This window comes from Deinococcus aquiradiocola (assembly GCF_014646915.1).
GTDB classification, from domain to species: Bacteria; Deinococcota; Deinococci; order Deinococcales; family Deinococcaceae; genus Deinococcus; species Deinococcus aquiradiocola.
Genome location: NZ_BMOE01000003.1, coordinates 197,479 through 214,429, shown reverse-complemented (window position 1 = coordinate 214,429; position 16,951 = coordinate 197,479). Strand labels below are relative to the sequence as shown.

The window sequence follows — 16,951 nt, the reverse complement described above, 5'->3', positions numbered from 1 at the left end:
GGCGACGTGTTTGGGCAAACGCACCGGGCGCATCGTCTGCGGGTTCGTCGTTTATATAAAATAAGTGTTGATTCATGACCGACACCGTCCCCGTACCAGTTCGGCCGCACCAGTCTAGACACCGACCCGCCCTACCCGCGCCGGCGGCCGAACAGGCGACCCAGCAGGCCGCCCGCCGGTTTCTCCGGCGCCTCGGCCCTCGCCGGGCCGGCACTGGTTGGCGCGGCCTCCACCTGCGTGCCCGCCAGGGTGTTGAGCGCGCCGTCCACCGTGTCCACCAGGGTGCTGCTCTTCACGCGGCGGCCCTTGCGGCCGTCCTCCGTCAGTCGGCCCGACAGGATCTCCTGCATCAGCAGCGCGTCCAGCCGCCCGAGCGGCACGTGCTCGCGCGACGCGGCCAGCAGCTTCAGTTCCGCCGACAGGATCGGCGTCACGTCCACCACGGCGTGCTCGGCGTGCTTCAGCAGCGACGTGAAGGCCCGCCCCTTCCGGAGCGGACCGTACTCCACCTCGAACACCTCGCCCGCCACGATCTCCAGCCGCCCGATGTGCCGCTCCTGAGGCCCGATCAGCTGCACCCAGAATGCCTGCCGGTTCACGCTGAACAGCTGCAGCACGTCGATCAGCGGCACGTGCTCGGTCCGCGTCCGGAACGCGGTGCGGTGGTCTTCCGGCGCGAGGTCCTTCACGAGGTCGAGTTCGGCGGACACGTCGAAGGTCGTGCCGCTCATCACGGCGGACGCGGAGGACTCGTCGTCGAGCGTGGCGAGTTCGATCAGCAGGTTCTCGGCGTTCTGATGCAGCGTCTGCCGCGGCGTGGTCGGCTCGCCGCGCCGCACGGTGAAGCGCCCGCCCTCCTGCCGGAACAGGATCCGCAGGGCCCTGATGCCCACCTGCGCGCCGATGGGCCGCACCGGGCGGAACATCACGTCGACCGGCGTGCCCCGGTCGATGACCATCTCGAAGGTGCCTGCCAGGGTGGACAGCTCCCAGATCAGCGACTCCGCGCGGGAACACAGGTACCGGAACAGGTCCGGCAGGGCGTCGTGCGTGAAGCCACCCTCGATGATCGGCGCGCGCCTCGGCGCGGGCGGCGTGATCGCGGCGGGGTTCGGGGCAGCGTGAGGGCCAGCCGGAGTGGGCGACGGGTCGTGGCGTCCGGCCCTGGCCGGGGTGCCGCTGTCCGCCGCGCCTTCCGAGGACCGTTTTGCTGTCCAGGGACTCACTTCGCTCCGGCTCATTTCACCGTATTGTGCGCCTGCAGCAGCATGCGGCACACCCCGCCCGTTGGGGGGGACGCGCGTGTGAGGTCGCGTACAGACACGGGACGTGCAGCCTCAGTCCGGGGTCAGAAGCCCTCGACCTCGCTCGCGACGTCGTCCTGCTCGACCGCGACGTAGCGGCGGGTGGTGTCGACGCTGCTGTGCCCCAGGAACAGCCCGACGCGCGTGAAGTCCTTGGTGGCGGAGTACAGGCGCGTCCCGCTGTGCTTGCGGGCCGCGTGGAAGCCGCGCCACGCGTCCGCCCGTCCGGCCGCGCGGAACGCCTTCTGCATGCGGTACGTGGCCTGCGGGTACGTCCACCCGAACAGGTGCCCGTCCTCGCCCAGTGCCGGGAGGGCACGCAGCGCGTCGCGCAGGCGGCGGGAGAGCGGCACCACGCGCGTCTTGCCGCCCTTGCCGTGCACCACGGCCCGGGTGCCCTGCACGTCCGGCACGCGCAGCTGCAGCGCCTCCGTGATGCGCAGGCCGCCGTGCGCGCACAGCAGCAGCAGCGCCGCGAGGCGCGCGTCGCAGTGTTCGAGGGCCGCGTCGATCTCGTCCATGTACGGCGGGTTCTTGACGATGCCGGGCGTCGGGTCGGGCGGCACGTGCGCGTCCTCGAACGGCTGCGCCTCGGTCGCGCCCGCCCAGCGCAGCGCGCGGTACAGGGCGCGCGCGCCGGCCACGTACTGCGCGACGGTGGCGGGCGACAGGCGGCCGCGCTTCCCCTGGCCCTGCGAGTCGCGCGTCTGCAGGTGCGCGACGTACCGCCCGCCGTCCCGCAGGCCGGGACGCAGCAGCGTCACCCCGTTCGCCTGCGCCCACGGCACGAAGTCCCGCACGGCGAGCGAGTACGCGTCGAGCGTCTTGCGGCTCGTGCGGGCCCCCTTGCGGCTCGCGGTCGTCATGTACGCCTGCATCAGCGTCACCAGCGTGTCGAGGTCATAGGTGCTCGCGGCCTGCACGGCCCGCACCCGCAGGGCCTGGTCCGTCAGGTTCACGAGCGCCAGATGGTCAGAAGCGCGAACGAGCGTCAAGAGTAGCGTCCTCCAGCGGCCCCACGGGGCACACGGTCAGAGTAGCACCCGGACTTCAGGCGCGCCGCAGGGCGTCCTCCCACGCCAGCACGTCCTCCACCGGCAGCCAGTCGCTGCCGTACGCGTTGTAGTGCGCGCGGTGCACGGTGCCGTCCGGGTTGATGAGGAACTCGGCGGGCATGCGCGTGAACTCCCCGTCGCTCTTCAGGGCCTTCGCGCCCATCATGCGGACGCCCTGCAGCAGGGTCGGCAGGTTGCGCGGGTCGAGGGTGCCCGCCCAGCTGAAGTGCAGGCCGTACGCGTCGTACGTCTCGTCGTTCGGGTCGGCGAGCACCGGGTACGGCGGCACGAGTCGGCCCACGCCGTCCCGGAGGTCCTCCACGGTGCTGCCCCAGACCGTCACGACGCTCACGCCCAGGGCGCGCAGGCGGCCGTGCAGCGCGATGAGCTGCGCGTTGTGCGGGTTGCAGAGCGCGCAGGTGCTCTGGCGGTTGAACACCAGCCACACCGGCTGGCCGCGCAGGTCGCTGAGGCGCAGGTCCGAGCCGTTCATGGCGGGCAGGCAGAAGTCCGGCGCGGTGTCGCCCGCCTGCAGGCGTGGCCGGACCTGCCGGGGACCGCGGGCGTCCTGGGCGCGCAGCGCGCCGGTTTCGGTGAGGGCCGTCACCTCGCGTGTCAGGCGGTCCCAGCGCATCGGGAGACGCTGCGACAGTTCCGCGAGCGTCAGGCCGCGCATCGCGGCGCGGTACACGCGTTCGGCGTGCCCGCCACTCCCGGCCGGGAGGGACGCGGTGGGGGACACCTCGAACCGCTGCGAGGGCTGCAGGGCGCGCTCCGCTTCGCCCATCACGTGCACGAGCCGTTCGGCCTTCTGCAGCACCTGCAGGCCGTCGCTGCCCGCCAGGAAGGCGCTCGCGTTCCCGCCCGCGTGCACCTGCACGATACCGGACCGTCCGACGATCGGGACGAGGGCCGTCAGGGCCCGCTCGCGTGCGAGGGCCTGCAGTTCCGGCTCGTCGAGGTGCCCGCGCTCCAGCAGGTACGCGAGTCCGCCGTCCAGGCCGCCGCCATGCAGGTTCGCTTCCGTCACCGCCTGCGGCGACACGCCCGCGTCCGCGAGCGACACGGACCACGCGGGCAGGAAGTTGCTCTTCAGGCGCAGCAGCTGACCGTCCAGCATCTGCAGGGTGGTGTTCAGGGAGGAGTCGGCGAACGCGAACTCCAGCACGGTGGGGCCGGAGGTGTCGAGCGTGTGGTTGATGACCTGGGCGACCGGCAGAAGCTGCATGCCTTCCATCGTATGAGGAGAATCTCACAGGAACATGTCAGGCGTGAGAGGAAATCGTCATAGCTTTCCCGCACGAACCTGTATGACGCAATTTGGACGCGCACAAAACAGTTGCTCGGTCGGTGCAGATGGCCTTCAAGGGTCGGCCTCACAGGAAGGCCAGGAAGGGGCCTCCGAACAGTTCTGAGGGGGACGGGAGGGGGGGGGGACCACGGCGTGCCCGTGAGGCCGACGAGACCCGGTCTCGGCTTTCGCACTAATCTCCCTTAGTGCGAAACTGAGGAGCAGACTCATCCCTCTCCATGCCTCCGCTGCAGGGGCGTGGGCGACCCATGAACCTGGGTCGCCCACGCCGTCCGTGCTGTCGTCTTCCTGCGGGGGTCGTCCGGTCCGCGGGTTCCGGCTTCAGTCGCGGCGCGTGGCGCGCAGCGGGGTGAGGCGGGTGCGGAGCGTGTGCCACGCGCTGACGAAGGCGCCGCCCAGCACGATACGGACCATCAGGGCGGCGTCCACGTGGCCGGGCGCGTCGCTGGTGGGCAGGTTGGCGGTGAGGACGATGCTGAGGAGGGCGACGGCCAGCATGACCTGGGCGCTGAAGCTGAGGGTGCCGGCGCGGTCGCTGCCGGGCATACGGCGGTACGCGTGACTGGCGGCCAGCGCGGCGAGCAGCAGCGCCACCAGCTGCAGGGCACTGAGCTGCAGGGCCAGGGGGGCGTGCGTGAGGAGCGGGTGCGTGAGCAGGTCGGTCAGCGCGGTCGGCATGCCCACACTGTACGGTGAGAAGTCTTTCAAGATTCCATCAAGGCGTACGGGATGAGGCCCGCCACGCGGCGTGAAGACTCAGCGGGACTGCGGGTCGTGCCGCACGCCGAAACGGAACTCGCTGCGGGTGCGGTACGTCTCGCCGGGCCGGAGGATCACGGACGGCCACTCGGGGTGATGCGGCGAGTCCGGCGCGTGCTGCGGCTCCAGGCACACGGCGCTGCGGTGCGGGTAGGCGGTCCCGCCGCGCCCGGCGACGCTGCCGTCGAGGAAGTTCCCGCTGTACACCTGCAGGCCCGGCTCGGTCGTGTGCAGGTCCAGGGTGCGCCCGCTCACGGGGTCGTGCAGGGTCGCCGCCCACCGGAGCGCGCCGCCCGCGTCCGGCAGCACGAAGTGATGGTCGTACCCGGCGCCGCGCCGCAGCTGCTCGTCCGGGAGGTTCACCTTCTCCCCCACCGGCGCGGCCCGCCGGAAGTCGAAGGGCGTGCCGTTCACGTCCTGCACGGTGCCGAGCGGGATGGACGTCTCGTCGATGGGCAGGTACTGCGAGGCGGCGAGCTGCAGGTCGTGCCGCATGGCGCTGCCCGCGCCGCCGTCCGCGAGGTTCCAGAAGGCGTGGTTGGTGACGTTGACGGGCGTGGCGCGCGTGGTGGTGGCGGTCACGCCGAAGCTGAGCGTGCCGCCCGTCAGGGTGTACGTGACCGTGAGCGTCAGTTCGCCGGGGTAGCCTTCGTGCCCGTCCGGGCTGACGGTGCGGAAGGTGACGCGGTCCGGGCCGTCCTGCTCGCCGTGCCACAGGACGTGGTCGAGGCCGCCGGGGCCGCCGTGCAGGTGGTTGGGGCCGTTGTTGGTGGCGAGGCGGTACGTGTGCCCGCCGAGGCTGAAGGTGCCGTGCGCGATGCGGTTGGCGTAGCGGCCGACGGTCGCGCCGAAGTACGGGGTCTGCTCGGGGTTCAGGTAGGGGGCGAGCGTGTCGTGACCGAGCGTCACGTCGCCGGGCGTGCCGTGCCGGTCCGGGGCGAGGACGCGCACGATGCGCGCGCCGTACTCGCTGAGCTGCACGGTGAGCGGACCGGACTGCAGGGTGTAGAGCGTGACGGGGCGGCCGTCCGGGAGGGTGCCGTGCCGCTCGCTGCGGGCCTGGGTGCCGTGAACGGTCACGCCGTCACCTCCTGAACCTGCGTGGGTGCGTCCGGGTCGTCCTGTACGGTCAGGTCCACCATCACCTTGACGACGCCCGGCCCGTACGCGGCGTGCCGTTCGAAGGCGCGCGCCACGCCGCTGAGGGGAAACACGTCGCTCACGAGCCGGTCCACGTCCACCTGTCCGGACGTCACGAGCCGGATCGCCTGCGGGTACGTGTGCGCCATGCGGCGCGAGAAGATCAGGCTCAGGCCCTTGCGACGCGCCAGCGAGTGCTGCACCTCCATGCGGTCGTCGCCGGGAATGCCGACCAGCACGACGCGCGCGCCGGGCCGCGCGAGCAGGGCGGCGTCCTGCACCGACGCGTCCGCCCACGCCGCCTCGTACACCACGTCGTACCGGCTGTCGTGCGCGGCGGTGAAGGCCGCGTCGGTGCTCGTGGCGCCCAGGTCCGCCGCCAGCTCGCGCCGCCACGCGAGCGGTTCGGTGACGTGCAGGTCCGTGACGCCCGCGAGGGCCAGCAGCCGCACGATCAGCAGCCCGACCGGCCCGGCGCCCACCACGGCCGCCCGGTCCCCCACCCGCACGTGCCCGAGCCGCACGGCGTGCAGCGCCACCCCGAGCGGTTCGAGCATCGCGCCGCCCGCGTCGCTGATGGCGTCCGGCAGGCGGAAGGCGTTGTGGGCGGGCACGTTCAGTTCACGCTGCAGCGCCCCGTCGCGCGGGTACACGCCCATGAAGGTGTGGTCCGTGCAGAGGTTCGGGTGGCCCTCGCGGCACTCGCGGCAGTGCCCGCACGCGACGTGCGGCTCGACCGCCACGCGGTCCCCCGCCCGCAGCGGCTGCCCGTCGCCGTCCACGGTGCCGGGCGCGGCCTCGCTGACGACGCCCATGAACTCGTGCCCGAGCACCAGCGGCGACGACACGACCGTCGTGCCGATGCGGCCGTCCGTGAACATGTGGATGTCCGAGCCGCACACGCCGACCGTGCCGACCTGCACGCGCACCTCGCCCGGCTGCAGCGGCAGCGTGGGCCGCTGCACGAACGCGAACGTGCCCGGCCCGGTCAGGACGGCAGCCGGGTGAGTGACGGCGTTCGGGGCGGGAGGTTCAGGAGTCGTGGGCGGGGTGGGATTCGTGGTCATGGGGTGCCTCCGGGCGGCGGGGGCAGGTGCGGCCAGCCGTCCTCGTCCCACAGGAGGGGCGTCGTCTGCAGCTGGCTCGTCCCGCCCCGCTCGCGGTCGTATTGATGATAGACGAGGCGGTCCTGCGCCCCGTCACGGTACGCTTCCTGCCCGCCCGGCCCGGTCACGCGTCCGCCGGTGGCGAGCAGTTCGGTCCCGCCGCCCTGCAGCATCGGTCGCCCGGCGCGGTCGAGGTACGGGCCCTTCACGTCCCGCGCGCGGCCCACCATGATGCGGTACGTGCTGGCGAGGCCCGCGCAGCAGCGGTCGAAGGACACGAACAGGTACGTGTACGGGCCGCGCTGAAGCAGGCTGGCCGCCTCGACGGGGCCGCCCGCGCGCGACGCGAGCCGGTACGTGGGCGTGTCCGCCCGGCGCAGCAGGCCGCCCTCCGGGTCGAGTTCCCGCAGCCTGATGCCGTCCCAGTACGACCCGTACACGAGCCACGCCCGGCCGTCCCGCGCGTCGAGGCGGGCCGGGTCGATGGCGTTGAAGTCGTCCCCGGCGCGGCTCGCGAGCACCAGCCCGCGGTCCTGCCAGCCGCCTGCGGGCCGGGCGAGCGTCAGGCGGTCGTTCGTCATCAGGCCGATGCCGCTCGCGTTGCGCCCGAAGGTGGACGCCGAGAAGTACAGGAAGGCCCGCGCGCCCGTCCCGGTCCGGCGGAGCGTGAGGTTCGGCGCCCACAGGTTCGGCGGCGACGACCCCAGCAGGGCCTTCACCCAGCCGGGCTGCGCGTGCAGGAGCGGCCCGGCGTCCCGCCACGTGATCCCGTCCGCGCTCGTCTTGAGGCGCAGCGCGCCGCCGTCCACGTCCTCGAAGCCCGTCCCGGCCACCAGGTACCCGCCCGGCAGCGGCAGCAGGGTCGGGTCGTGCACGTCCAGGTCGCCGTGCAGGGTCGGCTGGACGGGGCCGCTCCCGCCGAGCGCCAGCGCCCCGCCCAGCAGCAGGGCGAGGCCAGCCGCGCGCAGGGTCCGGCGCGGGCGTTCAGGCACGCAGGCCCTGCGCGAGCACGTGGTACAGGTCGCTGAACCGGAGGTCCTGCCGGAAGTCACGCAGGCGCGTGTCCCGGTCGATCACGGCGAGTTCCACGCCCGACATCGCGGCGAAATCCTCGATCATCTCGGTGGTGACGGCCGTGCTGTACCCGGTGTGGTGCGCGCCGCCCGCGTAGATCCACGCGGCGCACGCCGTCTTGAAGTCCGGCAGGCACTCCCACACGGCCCGCGCGACCGGCAGCTGCGGCAGGTCCGGGTGCGGCACGCTCGTCACCTCGTTCACGATGAACCGGAAGCGGCTCCCGAGATCCACCAGCGACACGTTGATGGCCGGGCCGTACGCCGCGTCGAACACGAGGCGCACCGGGTCGTCCTTGCCGCCGATGCCGAGCGGGTGCACCTCCAGGCGCGGTTTCGCCTGCGCGATGCTGGGGCACACCTCCAGCATGTGCGAGCCGAGCACCTGATGCGAGCCCGGCGCGAGGTGGTACGTGTAGTCCTCCATGAAGCTCGTCCCGCCCGGCAGACCGTCCGCCATGACCTTCATGGCGCGCACGAGGGCCGCCGTCTTCCAGTCGCCCTCCCCGCCGAAGCCGTAGCCTTCCTGCATCAGGCGCTGCGTGGCGAGGCCCGGCAACTGTTTCAGGCCGTGCAGGTCCTCGAAGGTGTCGGTGAACGCCAGGTAGCCGCCCTCGTCGAGGAAGGCGCGCATGCCCGCCTCGATGCGCGCCCCGTCCCGCAGGGAGGCGTGCCGGTCCCCGCCGGGCCGCAGTTCCGGCGCGACGTCGTACGCGTCCAGGTACGTGCCGATCAGGGCGTCCACGTCGCCCTCCGTGACGGCCGCGACGCGCGCGGCGAGGTCGCCGACGCCGTACGTGTTGACGCTGAACCCGAAACGCATCTCGGCGCTGACCTTGTCGCCCTCCGTGACGGCCACCTGACGCATGTTGTCCCCGAAGCGCACGACCTTGCCGCCCTGCCAGTCGTGGTACGCCCACGCCGCGCGGGACCACGCGCCCAGCCGGTCCTGCACCTCGGTGTCGCTCCAGTGCCCGACGACGACCTTGCGGTTCAGGCGCATGCGGGTGTGCAGGAAGCCCGCCTCGCGGTCGCCGTGCGCGGACTGGTTGAGGTTCATGTAGTCCATGTCGATGCGGTCCCAGGGGAGGTGCTGGTCGTACTGGGTGTGCAGGTGCACGAAGGGCCGGTTGAGGACGCTCAGCCCGCCGATCCACATCTTGGCGGGGCTGAAGGTGTGCATCCACAGGATCAGGCCCGCGCAGGTGGGGTCAGCGTTCGCGGCGAGGCACAGGGCGCGGATCTCGTCCGGGGTGGTGAGGACGCCTTTCGCGGCGACCTTGAGGGGGACGGCGGGGCTCGCGCCGAGCGCGCCGGCGATCTCGGTGGCGTGCGCGGCGACCTGTTCGAGCGTCTCGGGGCCGTACAGGTGCTGCGAGCCGCAGACGAACCACAGTTCGGGGTGCTGGAGGTGTTTCACGCGTGCTGTTCTCCCTGGAGTGAGGTGGAGGCGGGGGCGACCGGGGCGGCGGGAGCGGACGAGTCCGGCGAGGCGGGCCGCTGGCCGTACACGTGCGTGTAACGGTGGTGCAGCCGGTCGATGTCGGCCTGCGCGAGCGGCACGGGCGACCCGAGCTGCGTGGCGAGGTACGCGGTGCGCGCCACGTCCTCCACCATCACGGCCGCCTTGAGCGCGGCGCGCGCGGTGGGACCGATGGTGAACACCCCGTGGTTCTGCAGGATGATGGCGGGCGAACGGTGCCCGCGCAGGACGCGCACGACCTCCGCGCCGATCTCCTCCCCGCCGATCAGGGCGAACCCGCCGCAGGGAACGGGACCGCCGAACTCGTCGGCCATGGCGGTCAGGAAGCAGGGGATCTCGCGGGCGTTCGCGGCCCACGCGGTCGCGTAGGGGCTGTGCGTGTGCACGATGCCGCCCACGTCCGGCAGGTGCCGGTAGATGTACGCGTGCGTGGCCGTGTCGGACGACGGGCTGAGGCCAGGGTGGAGCACCTGCGCGTCCGCGTCCGTGAGGACCATGCCGTCCGGCGTGAGGTCCTCGAAGGTCACGCCGCTCGGCTTGATGAGCAGGCCCTCCGGGACGCGGGCGCTGATGTTGCCGCTCGTCCACGTGACGAGGCCGTTGCGGGGGAGTTCCAGGTGCAGGCGCGTCAGTTCCTCGCGCAGCGCGCCGTGCGCGTCCGGGCGGGTCACGCGCTCACCTGCTGCGGGACCTGGGCGGCCGGGGTGGGCTGCCCGGCGGCGTGCGCGAGGGATTTGAGGCGTTTCATGACGTCGTTCAGGCCGCGCCCGAAGTAGTCGTGCAGCGTGACGTACTCGGCGTACAGGCGGTCGTACACGGCGACGTGCTCGGGCACGGGGAGGTACGCGGCGCGCGTCACGCGGCCCATCGCGGTCGCCGCCGCGTGGATGTCCGGGTAGATGCCCGCCGCGACGGCCGCGTGCATGGCGCTCCCGAGCGCGGGGCCCTGCTCGGCGTCCAGCACGCTGAGGGGACGGCCCGTCACGTCCGCGTAGATCTGCATCAGCAGCCGGTTGCGTTTCAGGCCGCCCGCGATCACGAGTTCGTGCACGGGAACGCCGTTCGCTTCGAAGTTCTCCACGATGACGCGCGTCCCGAAGGCCGTCGCCTCGATCAGCGCCCGGTACAGGTCGGGGGCGCGCGTGGCGAGCGTCATGCCGACCACCACGCCGCTGAGGTTCGCGTCCACGAGGACGCTGCGGTTCCCGTTCCACCAGTCGAGCGCGATCAGGCCGTGCTGCCCGGGCGACTGGCGGGCCGCCTCGCGTTCCAGCAGCGCGTGCACGCTGAGGCCCTCACGTTCCGCCTGCGCGGTGTACTCAGCGGGCACGGCGTGCCGCACGAACCACGCGAAGATGTCGCCCACGCCGCTCTGCCCGGCCTCGTACCCGTACGCGCCGGGGACGATGCCGCCGTCCACCACGCCGCACATGCCGGGCACGTCGGCGAGCGTGTCGCCGATCAGGACGTGGCAGGTGCTGGTGCCCATGATCGCGACGAGCTGGCCGGGGCCGGTCACGCCCGCGGCGGGCGCGGTCACGTGCGCGTCCACGTTCGCGACGGCGACGGGCGTCCCTTCCGGCAGGCCGGTCCAGCGGGCGGCCTGCGCGGTGAGGGACCCGGCGCACGCGCCGAGCGGCGCGAACGTCTGACCGAGCAGGTCCGTCACGTCGCGGAAGTCCGGGTTGAGGGCCGCGAAGTACTCGCGGCTGGGGTACCGGCCGTCCTGCACCATGGCCTTGTACCCGGCGGTGCAGGCGTTGCGCGTTTCGGTGCCGGTCAGCTGCCACACCACCCAGTCGGCAGCCTCGATGAAGCGCTCAGTGCGCGCCCAGATGCCGGGGTCCTCTTCGAGGACCTGCAGGGCCTTGGCGAACAGCCATTCGCTGCTGACGCGGTTCCCGTAACGGGCGAGCCAGGGTTCGCCTCGTTCGGCGGCGACGGCGTTGATGCGGTCCGCCTGCGGCTGCGCGGCGTGGTGCTTCCAGAGCTTCACCCAGGCGTGCGGGCGGGCCGCGAGGTCCGGCAGGAAGCACAGGGGCGTGCCGTCCGCGAGGGTGGGGAGGACGGTGCAGGCGGTGAAGTCGATGCCGACGCCGACCACCTCGCCGGGCTGCACGCCGCTGAGCTTCAGGGCCTCGGGCACGGCCTGCTGCAGCACGTCGAGGTAGTCCTGCGGGTGCTGGAGCGCCCATTCGCGCCCCAGGGGCGTGCCGTCCGGAAGGGCCTGGTCCATGACGAGGTGGCGGTAGGGGGTGACGGCTTCGGCGAGGGTGTGGCCGTCGCGGGTACGGACGACGACGGCGCGGCCGCTCTCGCTGCCGAAGTCGATGCCGACGGTGTACGTGTCCGGTGGGAGGGGTCGGGTTGAGGTCACGGGCGGCTCCTGGGGGGGGTCTGGTGTGGCGTGGGGACAGGGGTCCGGCGGCCCGGGCTGGGCCGGGCGTCGGGTCGAACGGCGTCTCTGTGAACGTTCACAGCATAGGTGCAGCCGGAATCCACTGTCAAGGCTCACCCGGGCAGGGCCGGACACCCTGCATCCCGCGAGGCGGATGCTCTCCCCTGTCAGCCGCCCAGCGGTGCAAAATTCGGACTCGGCCGGTCGGCCTGGTGTGCGGTCGCCCCGGCCGGTCCGGGCGGCCAGGCATCTTGACGGGACGTTCATGTCTGCCTATGATGTGATCGTTCACTCAATCCATCCGGCCGGTCGCACACCTGCCCCCCGATCCGTCCCACCCGCACGCCAGCCCCCCAGGGCCGGCCTCCCGCACGCCCACCCCACATCCCTGGAGGGACCCCATGAACGCACGCCTCATCGCCCTGACCGCCACCGCCGCCGTCGCCACCATCGCCTACGCCCAGACCGCCCTGCCCAAACTCGCCGTGAAACCCACGTACCGCGTGTGCTTCAACCAGTCCGAGATGGACAATCCCTGGCGCCTCGCACAGACCAAGAGCATGCAGGACGAAGCCAAACGCCTCGGCTGGCAGCTCGTGTTCACCAACGCCAACGGCTCGGCCGCCAAACAGGCCAGCGACGTCCGAAGCTGCATCGCCCAGCGCGTCGACGCCATCTTCCTGACGCCCAGGGAAGAGAAGCCCCTCACGCCCGTCGTGCTGGAAGCCAAGAAGGCCGGCATTCCCCTCTTCGTGATCGACCGCAACGTCGACGAGACCGTCGCCAAGCCCGGCCGGGACTTCGTGGCGTTCATCGGCTCGGACTTCTACGCCGAAGGGCAACGCGCCGCCGAATGGCTCGTCAAGAGCACCGGCGGCAAATCCAAGGTCATCGAACTGCTCGGCAGCACCGGCTCCTCCCCCGCCATCGCCCGCGAGAAAGGCTTCCACGACTACATCGCCAAGTACCCCGGCATTCAGGTGATCGCCGCGCAGACCGGCAACTTCACCCGCGACGAGGGCCGCAAGGTCATGGAGGCCCTCATCCAGGCGCACCCCGAAGCGACCGCCGTGTACGCCCATAACGACGAGATGGCCCTCGGCGCCATCACGGCCCTCGAAGCGGCCGGCCGCAAGCCCGGCAAGGACATCACCCTCGTCAGCATCGACGGGCAGAAGTCCGCGCTCGAAGCGATCATCGCCGGGAAGCTCGGCGCGACCGTCGAATGCAACCCGCGCTTCGGCGTGAAGGCCTTCCAGACCATGAAGGACTACGCCGCAGGCAAGAAGATCGCGCCGCGCCTCATCAACGACGACCGCTTCTTCGACACCGCCAACGCCAAGGCCATGCTGAGCTCCGCCTTCTGAACGGCGCCCCCTGACCCCACACACCCACGTCCCGCTTCGCCACAGTCCGCCAGCACCGCACCGCGACATCCGGCACCCCACCGGATGTCCCTCGCATTCCCGGACGTTCCCGTCCCACCCCGGAGACGCATGACCCACCCCCCACTCCTCGTGATGAGCGGCATCGACAAGGCCTTCGCCGGCGTCAGCGCGCTGCGCGGCGCGGCCCTGAGCGTCGCGGCCGGCGAGGTCCACGCCCTCATCGGTCAGAACGGCGCCGGGAAATCCACGCTGCTCAAGATCCTGACCGGCGCGTACCGCCGCGACGCGGGCACCGTCCGCCTGGACGGACGCGACGTGAACTTCAGTACGCCGCTGCAGGCGCAGCAGGCGGGCATCGCCACCATCTACCAGGAGGTGAACCTCGTGCGGCTGCAGTCCGTGGCGGAGAACGTCATGCTGGGCCACGAGACGCGCCGCTTCGGGCTGATCGACTGGCGCGGCACGCGCGCCCGCGCGGCCGACGTGCTGCGCGGCATGGGCATCGAACTGGACGTCACGCGGCCCCTCGGGTCGTACAGCCTCGCGCTGCAGCAGATGGTCGCCATCGCGCGCGCCCTCGTGCTGAACGCGCGCCTCGTGGTCATGGACGAACCCACCTCCTCGCTCGACGATCACGAGGTGGAACGCCTGTTCACCGTGATCCGGCAGCTGCAGGCGCAGGGCGTCGCCGTGATCTTCGTGTCGCACCGCCTGGACGAGCTGTACGCCGTGTGCACGCACATCACCGTCATGCGCGACGGGCAGACCGTGTACCAGGGGGAACTCGGGCCGCTCAGCCGACTGAACCTCGTGTCGAGCATGCTGGGCCGCCAGGAGCAGGAGCTCGCGGTGGCCGGACAGACCGGCTTCGAGCGCGGCACGCCCGGCGACGAGACGCTCCTCACGGTCGAGGACCTGCGGGCCGCGCCGCACCTGCACGGCGTGAGCCTCAGCGTGCGCCGCGGCGAGGTGACGGGCCTCGCCGGACTGCTCGGCTCGGGCCGCAGTGAGACGGCCCGCGCGATCTTCGCGGCCGACCCGTCCAGCGGCACCGTCACGCTCGGCGGGCAGGCAGGCAGGTGGACGAACCCCGCGCAGGCCATCCGGGCGGGCCTCGCGTTCTGCGGCGAGGACCGCAAGCACGACGGCATCATCCCCGAATGGTCGGTGCGCGAGAACCTCACGCTGGCGCTCCTGCCGCACCTCACGCGGGCAGGCATCGTGCGGCGCGACGAGCAGTCGCGCGTCGTGACGGAATTCATCCGGCGGCTCGACATCCGCTGCGCGGGCGAGGAGCAGCCCATCCGGGAACTGTCCGGCGGCAACCAGCAGAAGGTCCTGCTCGCCCGCTGGCTGTGCCTGAACCCCGACCTGCTGATCCTCGACGAGCCGACGCGCGGCATCGACGTGGGTGCCAAACGCGAACTGCAGCGCCTCGTGAGCGAACTCGCGCAGGACGGCCTGAGCGTCCTGATGATCTCGTCGGACCTGGAGGAACTCCTCGAAGGCTGCCACCGCGTCACCGTGCTGCGTGACGGGCACAGCGTCCGCACCCTGAGCGGAGACGACCTGACCGAGCCGAACGTGCTGGCCGCCATGGCGCACGATCCCGCCTCCCCTGTCAGCGTCCTGCCCGCCACCGCGCCTCACCCCCACCCCGGAGTCCCGTCATGACCACCCTCGCCAACGCGAAGAAACCGCCTGCGCGCAGGCGCGTGCAGGGCGTGTCCAGCGCCCTCGTGGCGCTCGTGGCGCTCGTGCTGTTCAACGCCGTCACCACCCCGAACTTCCTGACGCTCAACACCCTGAACATCAACCTCACGCAGACCGCCACCATCGTCATCGTCGGGATCGGCATGACCTTCGTGATCGCCACGCGCGGCATCGATTTGTCCGTCGGGTCGCTCATGGCGATCAGCGGCGCGCTCGCCCCGGTCCTGTTCCTGAACGAGCGGCTCGGCCCGAACCTCGGCGTGACGCTCTCCATCCTGCTGCCCGTCCTCGCGGCGGGCCTATTCGGGGCGTTCAACGGGCTGCTCGTCACGCGCTTCCGCATCCAGCCGATCATCGCGACGCTCGTGCTGTTCATCGCGGGGCGCGGCATCGCGCAGGTCATCAGCGGCGGCGCGCTCGTGAACTTCACGCAGCCGAGCTTCACGCTGCTCGGCACGGGCCGCGTACTCGGCATCAGCGTGCAGGTCCTGCTGATGCTGGCGCTCCTCGCGCTCGCCGCGTGGGCCCTGCGCGCCACCCTGTTCGGCCGGTACGTGATCGCGGTCGGCGGGAACGCCGACGCCGCCCGCCTCGCCGGGGTGCCCGTCACGCGCACGAAGCTCCTCGTGTACACCCTCAGCGGCCTGCTCGCGGGCCTCGCCGGGCTGATCGTGATCGCCGTGAACAGCTCGTCGGACAGCAACCTCGTGGGGCAGAACATGGAACTCGACGCGATCGCCGCCGTCGCCGTGGGCGGCACCAGCCTGAACGGCGGGCGCGTCACCATGCTCGGCACGCTGCTCGGCGCGCTGTTCATCCAGCTGCTGCGCTACACCCTGCTCGTGAAAGGCATTCCCGACGCGGCCGCCCTGATGGTCAAGGCCGCCATCATCGTCGGCGCCGTCGCCCTGCAGTACCGGAGGTCCTGACGTGACGACCCTCACCCCCGCCCCCGGCGCCGCCCGCCGCGCGAACCTGCTCGGCGGGCGCGGCGCGCTCCTCGTGCTCGTCGCGCTCGTCGTGTTCGCGTCCCTGCGTTACGACGGCTTCCTGAGCGCCTACAACGCCAGCAGCTTCTTCCGCTACAACTCGATGTTCATGCTGATCGGGATCGGCATGACGTTCGTGATCATCACGGGCGGCATCGACCTCTCGGTCGGCAGCACCGCCGCCATGGCGAGCGTCATGGCGGCCCTCGCCAGCCCGCACGGTCCCGCCCTGGGCGTCCTGGCGGGCGTCCTCGCCGGGGGCGCGGTCGGCCTGCTGAACGCCGTCCTGATCATCCGCCTGCGGATCGAGCCGTTCATCGTGACGCTGGCCACGTTCCTCGGCGCGCGCGGACTCGCGCAGCTCGCGTCACACCAGGCCGCCGTGTCCGTGGATTCGGGTGGCCTCTTCGCGCAGATCGGGCAGGGCGACGTGCTCGGGATTCCCGTTCCCGTCGTCATTCTCGCCGTGGCCCTCGTGCTCGGCATGGCGCTCCTCGGCTTCACGCGCGTGGGCCGCACCGCGCTCGCCACCGGCGACAACGAGGACGCCGCCCGCCTGATGGGCCTGCAGGTCGACCACGCGAAACTGCTGGTGTACACCCTGTCCGGCCTGCTCGCGGGCCTCGCGGGCGTGATCCTCGCCGCGCAGTTCGGGGCGGGTCAGCCGACCGAAGGCGTCGGCTGGGAACTGACCGCCATCGCGGGCGTCGTGGTGGGCGGCACGCTCCTCAGCGGCGGGCGCGGCTCGATCTTCAACACCATGGTCGGCGTGACGCTCCTCGGCCTGATCTTCAACATCCTCAACTTCGAGAACGGCAAAGGCATCATCTCCATCGACGTGTTCTGGCAGAACGTCATTCGCGGCGCGTTCCTGCTCGTCGTGATCCTGCTGCAGGCCCGCTCCTCCCGCACCCCCTGAATCCCGCAGCAGCATGCGCGGAACCCCGAGGACCACAGGGTTCCGCGCTTTGCTGCAGTGAGGTGAAGCGTGAGCGGCCGGGCGCATGTGTGCCTGACGGAAGGGCGGGAACCGACGCGGCCCATCCCTGCGTGCCTTCAGTCTGCCCAGCAGACACGGAGGCGACGTCCCCGCCGGTGAGGTGGGTGGCCGCACCCTGGCCACGTGCCATATCCGGGTGGGTGGGTCCACGTCTTGCCGCCACTGCCCTGGGGTGGACGTTCGCCTGAGCGTGTCGCGGACTGAGCTTCACCACTGGTGGTGACCCGCCGG

Annotated in this window: 14 protein-coding genes; 4 read left to right on the top strand and 10 right to left on the bottom strand. The window is 71.7% G+C overall.

The annotated features are described in order from the left end of the window. Positions 1-131: 131 nt before the first annotated feature. The 10 genes from IEY33_RS06540 to araB form a co-directional block, all read right to left on the bottom strand. Positions 132-1,241 carry a DUF4388 domain-containing protein gene (locus IEY33_RS06540; protein WP_188961471.1) on the bottom strand — a complete coding sequence of 370 codons (1,110 nt, stop codon included), beginning with the start codon at positions 1,239-1,241 and terminating at the stop codon, positions 132-134. A 107-nt stretch (positions 1,242-1,348) separates the two neighbouring features. Next, positions 1,349-2,299, bottom strand: coding sequence for a tyrosine-type recombinase/integrase (locus tag IEY33_RS06535; protein WP_188961470.1), 951 nt, complete (start codon positions 2,297-2,299; stop codon positions 1,349-1,351). Positions 2,300-2,354: 55 nt separating this feature from the next. After that, positions 2,355-3,587 (bottom strand): peroxiredoxin-like family protein, encoded by a 1,233-nt coding sequence (locus tag IEY33_RS06530; RefSeq protein ID WP_188961469.1) that lies wholly within the window; start codon positions 3,585-3,587, stop codon positions 2,355-2,357. Between the two features lie 405 nt (positions 3,588-3,992). Beyond that, on the bottom strand, positions 3,993-4,349 hold the full coding sequence (locus tag IEY33_RS06525) for a hypothetical protein (RefSeq protein WP_188961468.1): 357 nt from the start codon (positions 4,347-4,349) through the stop codon (positions 3,993-3,995). A gap of 78 nt (positions 4,350-4,427) precedes the next feature. Continuing rightward, the gene (locus IEY33_RS06520) at positions 4,428-5,510 is read right to left on the bottom strand and encodes an aldose epimerase family protein (protein WP_188961467.1); all 1,083 of its coding nucleotides are present in this window, start codon (positions 5,508-5,510) and stop codon (positions 4,428-4,430) included. Further along, positions 5,507-6,637, bottom strand: a complete 1,131-nt coding sequence (locus tag IEY33_RS06515; protein ID WP_188961466.1) for an alcohol dehydrogenase catalytic domain-containing protein — start codon at positions 6,635-6,637, stop codon at positions 5,507-5,509. Before IEY33_RS06515 ends, IEY33_RS06520 begins: the two co-directional genes overlap by 4 nt. After that, positions 6,634-7,668 carry an arabinan endo-1,5-alpha-L-arabinosidase gene (locus IEY33_RS06510; protein ID WP_229670834.1) on the bottom strand — a complete coding sequence of 345 codons (1,035 nt, stop codon included), beginning with the start codon at positions 7,666-7,668 and terminating at the stop codon, positions 6,634-6,636. The genes IEY33_RS06515 and IEY33_RS06510 overlap by 4 nt, the downstream gene beginning before the upstream one ends. Further along, the gene (gene araA / locus IEY33_RS06505) at positions 7,661-9,169 is read right to left on the bottom strand and encodes an L-arabinose isomerase (protein WP_188961465.1); all 1,509 of its coding nucleotides are present in this window, start codon (positions 9,167-9,169) and stop codon (positions 7,661-7,663) included. Before araA ends, IEY33_RS06510 begins: the two co-directional genes overlap by 8 nt. Then, positions 9,166-9,903: an L-ribulose-5-phosphate 4-epimerase gene (locus tag IEY33_RS06500; protein WP_188961464.1), complete on the bottom strand. Its 738-nt coding sequence runs from the start codon at positions 9,901-9,903 to the stop codon at positions 9,166-9,168. Before IEY33_RS06500 ends, araA begins: the two co-directional genes overlap by 4 nt. Continuing rightward, positions 9,900-11,609, bottom strand: a complete 1,710-nt coding sequence (gene araB / locus IEY33_RS06495; protein WP_229670833.1) for a ribulokinase — start codon at positions 11,607-11,609, stop codon at positions 9,900-9,902. The genes IEY33_RS06500 and araB overlap by 4 nt, the downstream gene beginning before the upstream one ends. A gap of 422 nt (positions 11,610-12,031) precedes the next feature. Here araB and IEY33_RS06490 point away from each other — a divergent pair, with 422 nt between their 5' ends. The 4 genes from IEY33_RS06490 (at position 12,032) to IEY33_RS06475 (ending at position 16,639) form a co-directional block, all read left to right on the top strand. Next, a complete protein-coding gene (locus IEY33_RS06490) occupies positions 12,032-12,997 on the top strand; it encodes an ABC transporter substrate-binding protein (RefSeq protein WP_188961462.1) in 966 nt (321 codons plus the stop codon). A gap of 129 nt (positions 12,998-13,126) precedes the next feature. After that, positions 13,127-14,692, top strand: a complete 1,566-nt coding sequence (locus IEY33_RS06485; RefSeq protein ID WP_188961461.1) for a sugar ABC transporter ATP-binding protein — start codon at positions 13,127-13,129, stop codon at positions 14,690-14,692. Beyond that, positions 14,689-15,660, top strand: a complete 972-nt coding sequence (locus IEY33_RS06480; protein WP_188961460.1) for an ABC transporter permease — start codon at positions 14,689-14,691, stop codon at positions 15,658-15,660. The genes IEY33_RS06485 and IEY33_RS06480 overlap by 4 nt, the downstream gene beginning before the upstream one ends. A 1-nt stretch (position 15,661) precedes the next feature. Then, positions 15,662-16,639: an ABC transporter permease gene (locus IEY33_RS06475; protein WP_188961459.1), complete on the top strand. Its 978-nt coding sequence runs from the start codon at positions 15,662-15,664 to the stop codon at positions 16,637-16,639. Positions 16,640-16,951: the final 312 nt, after the last annotated feature.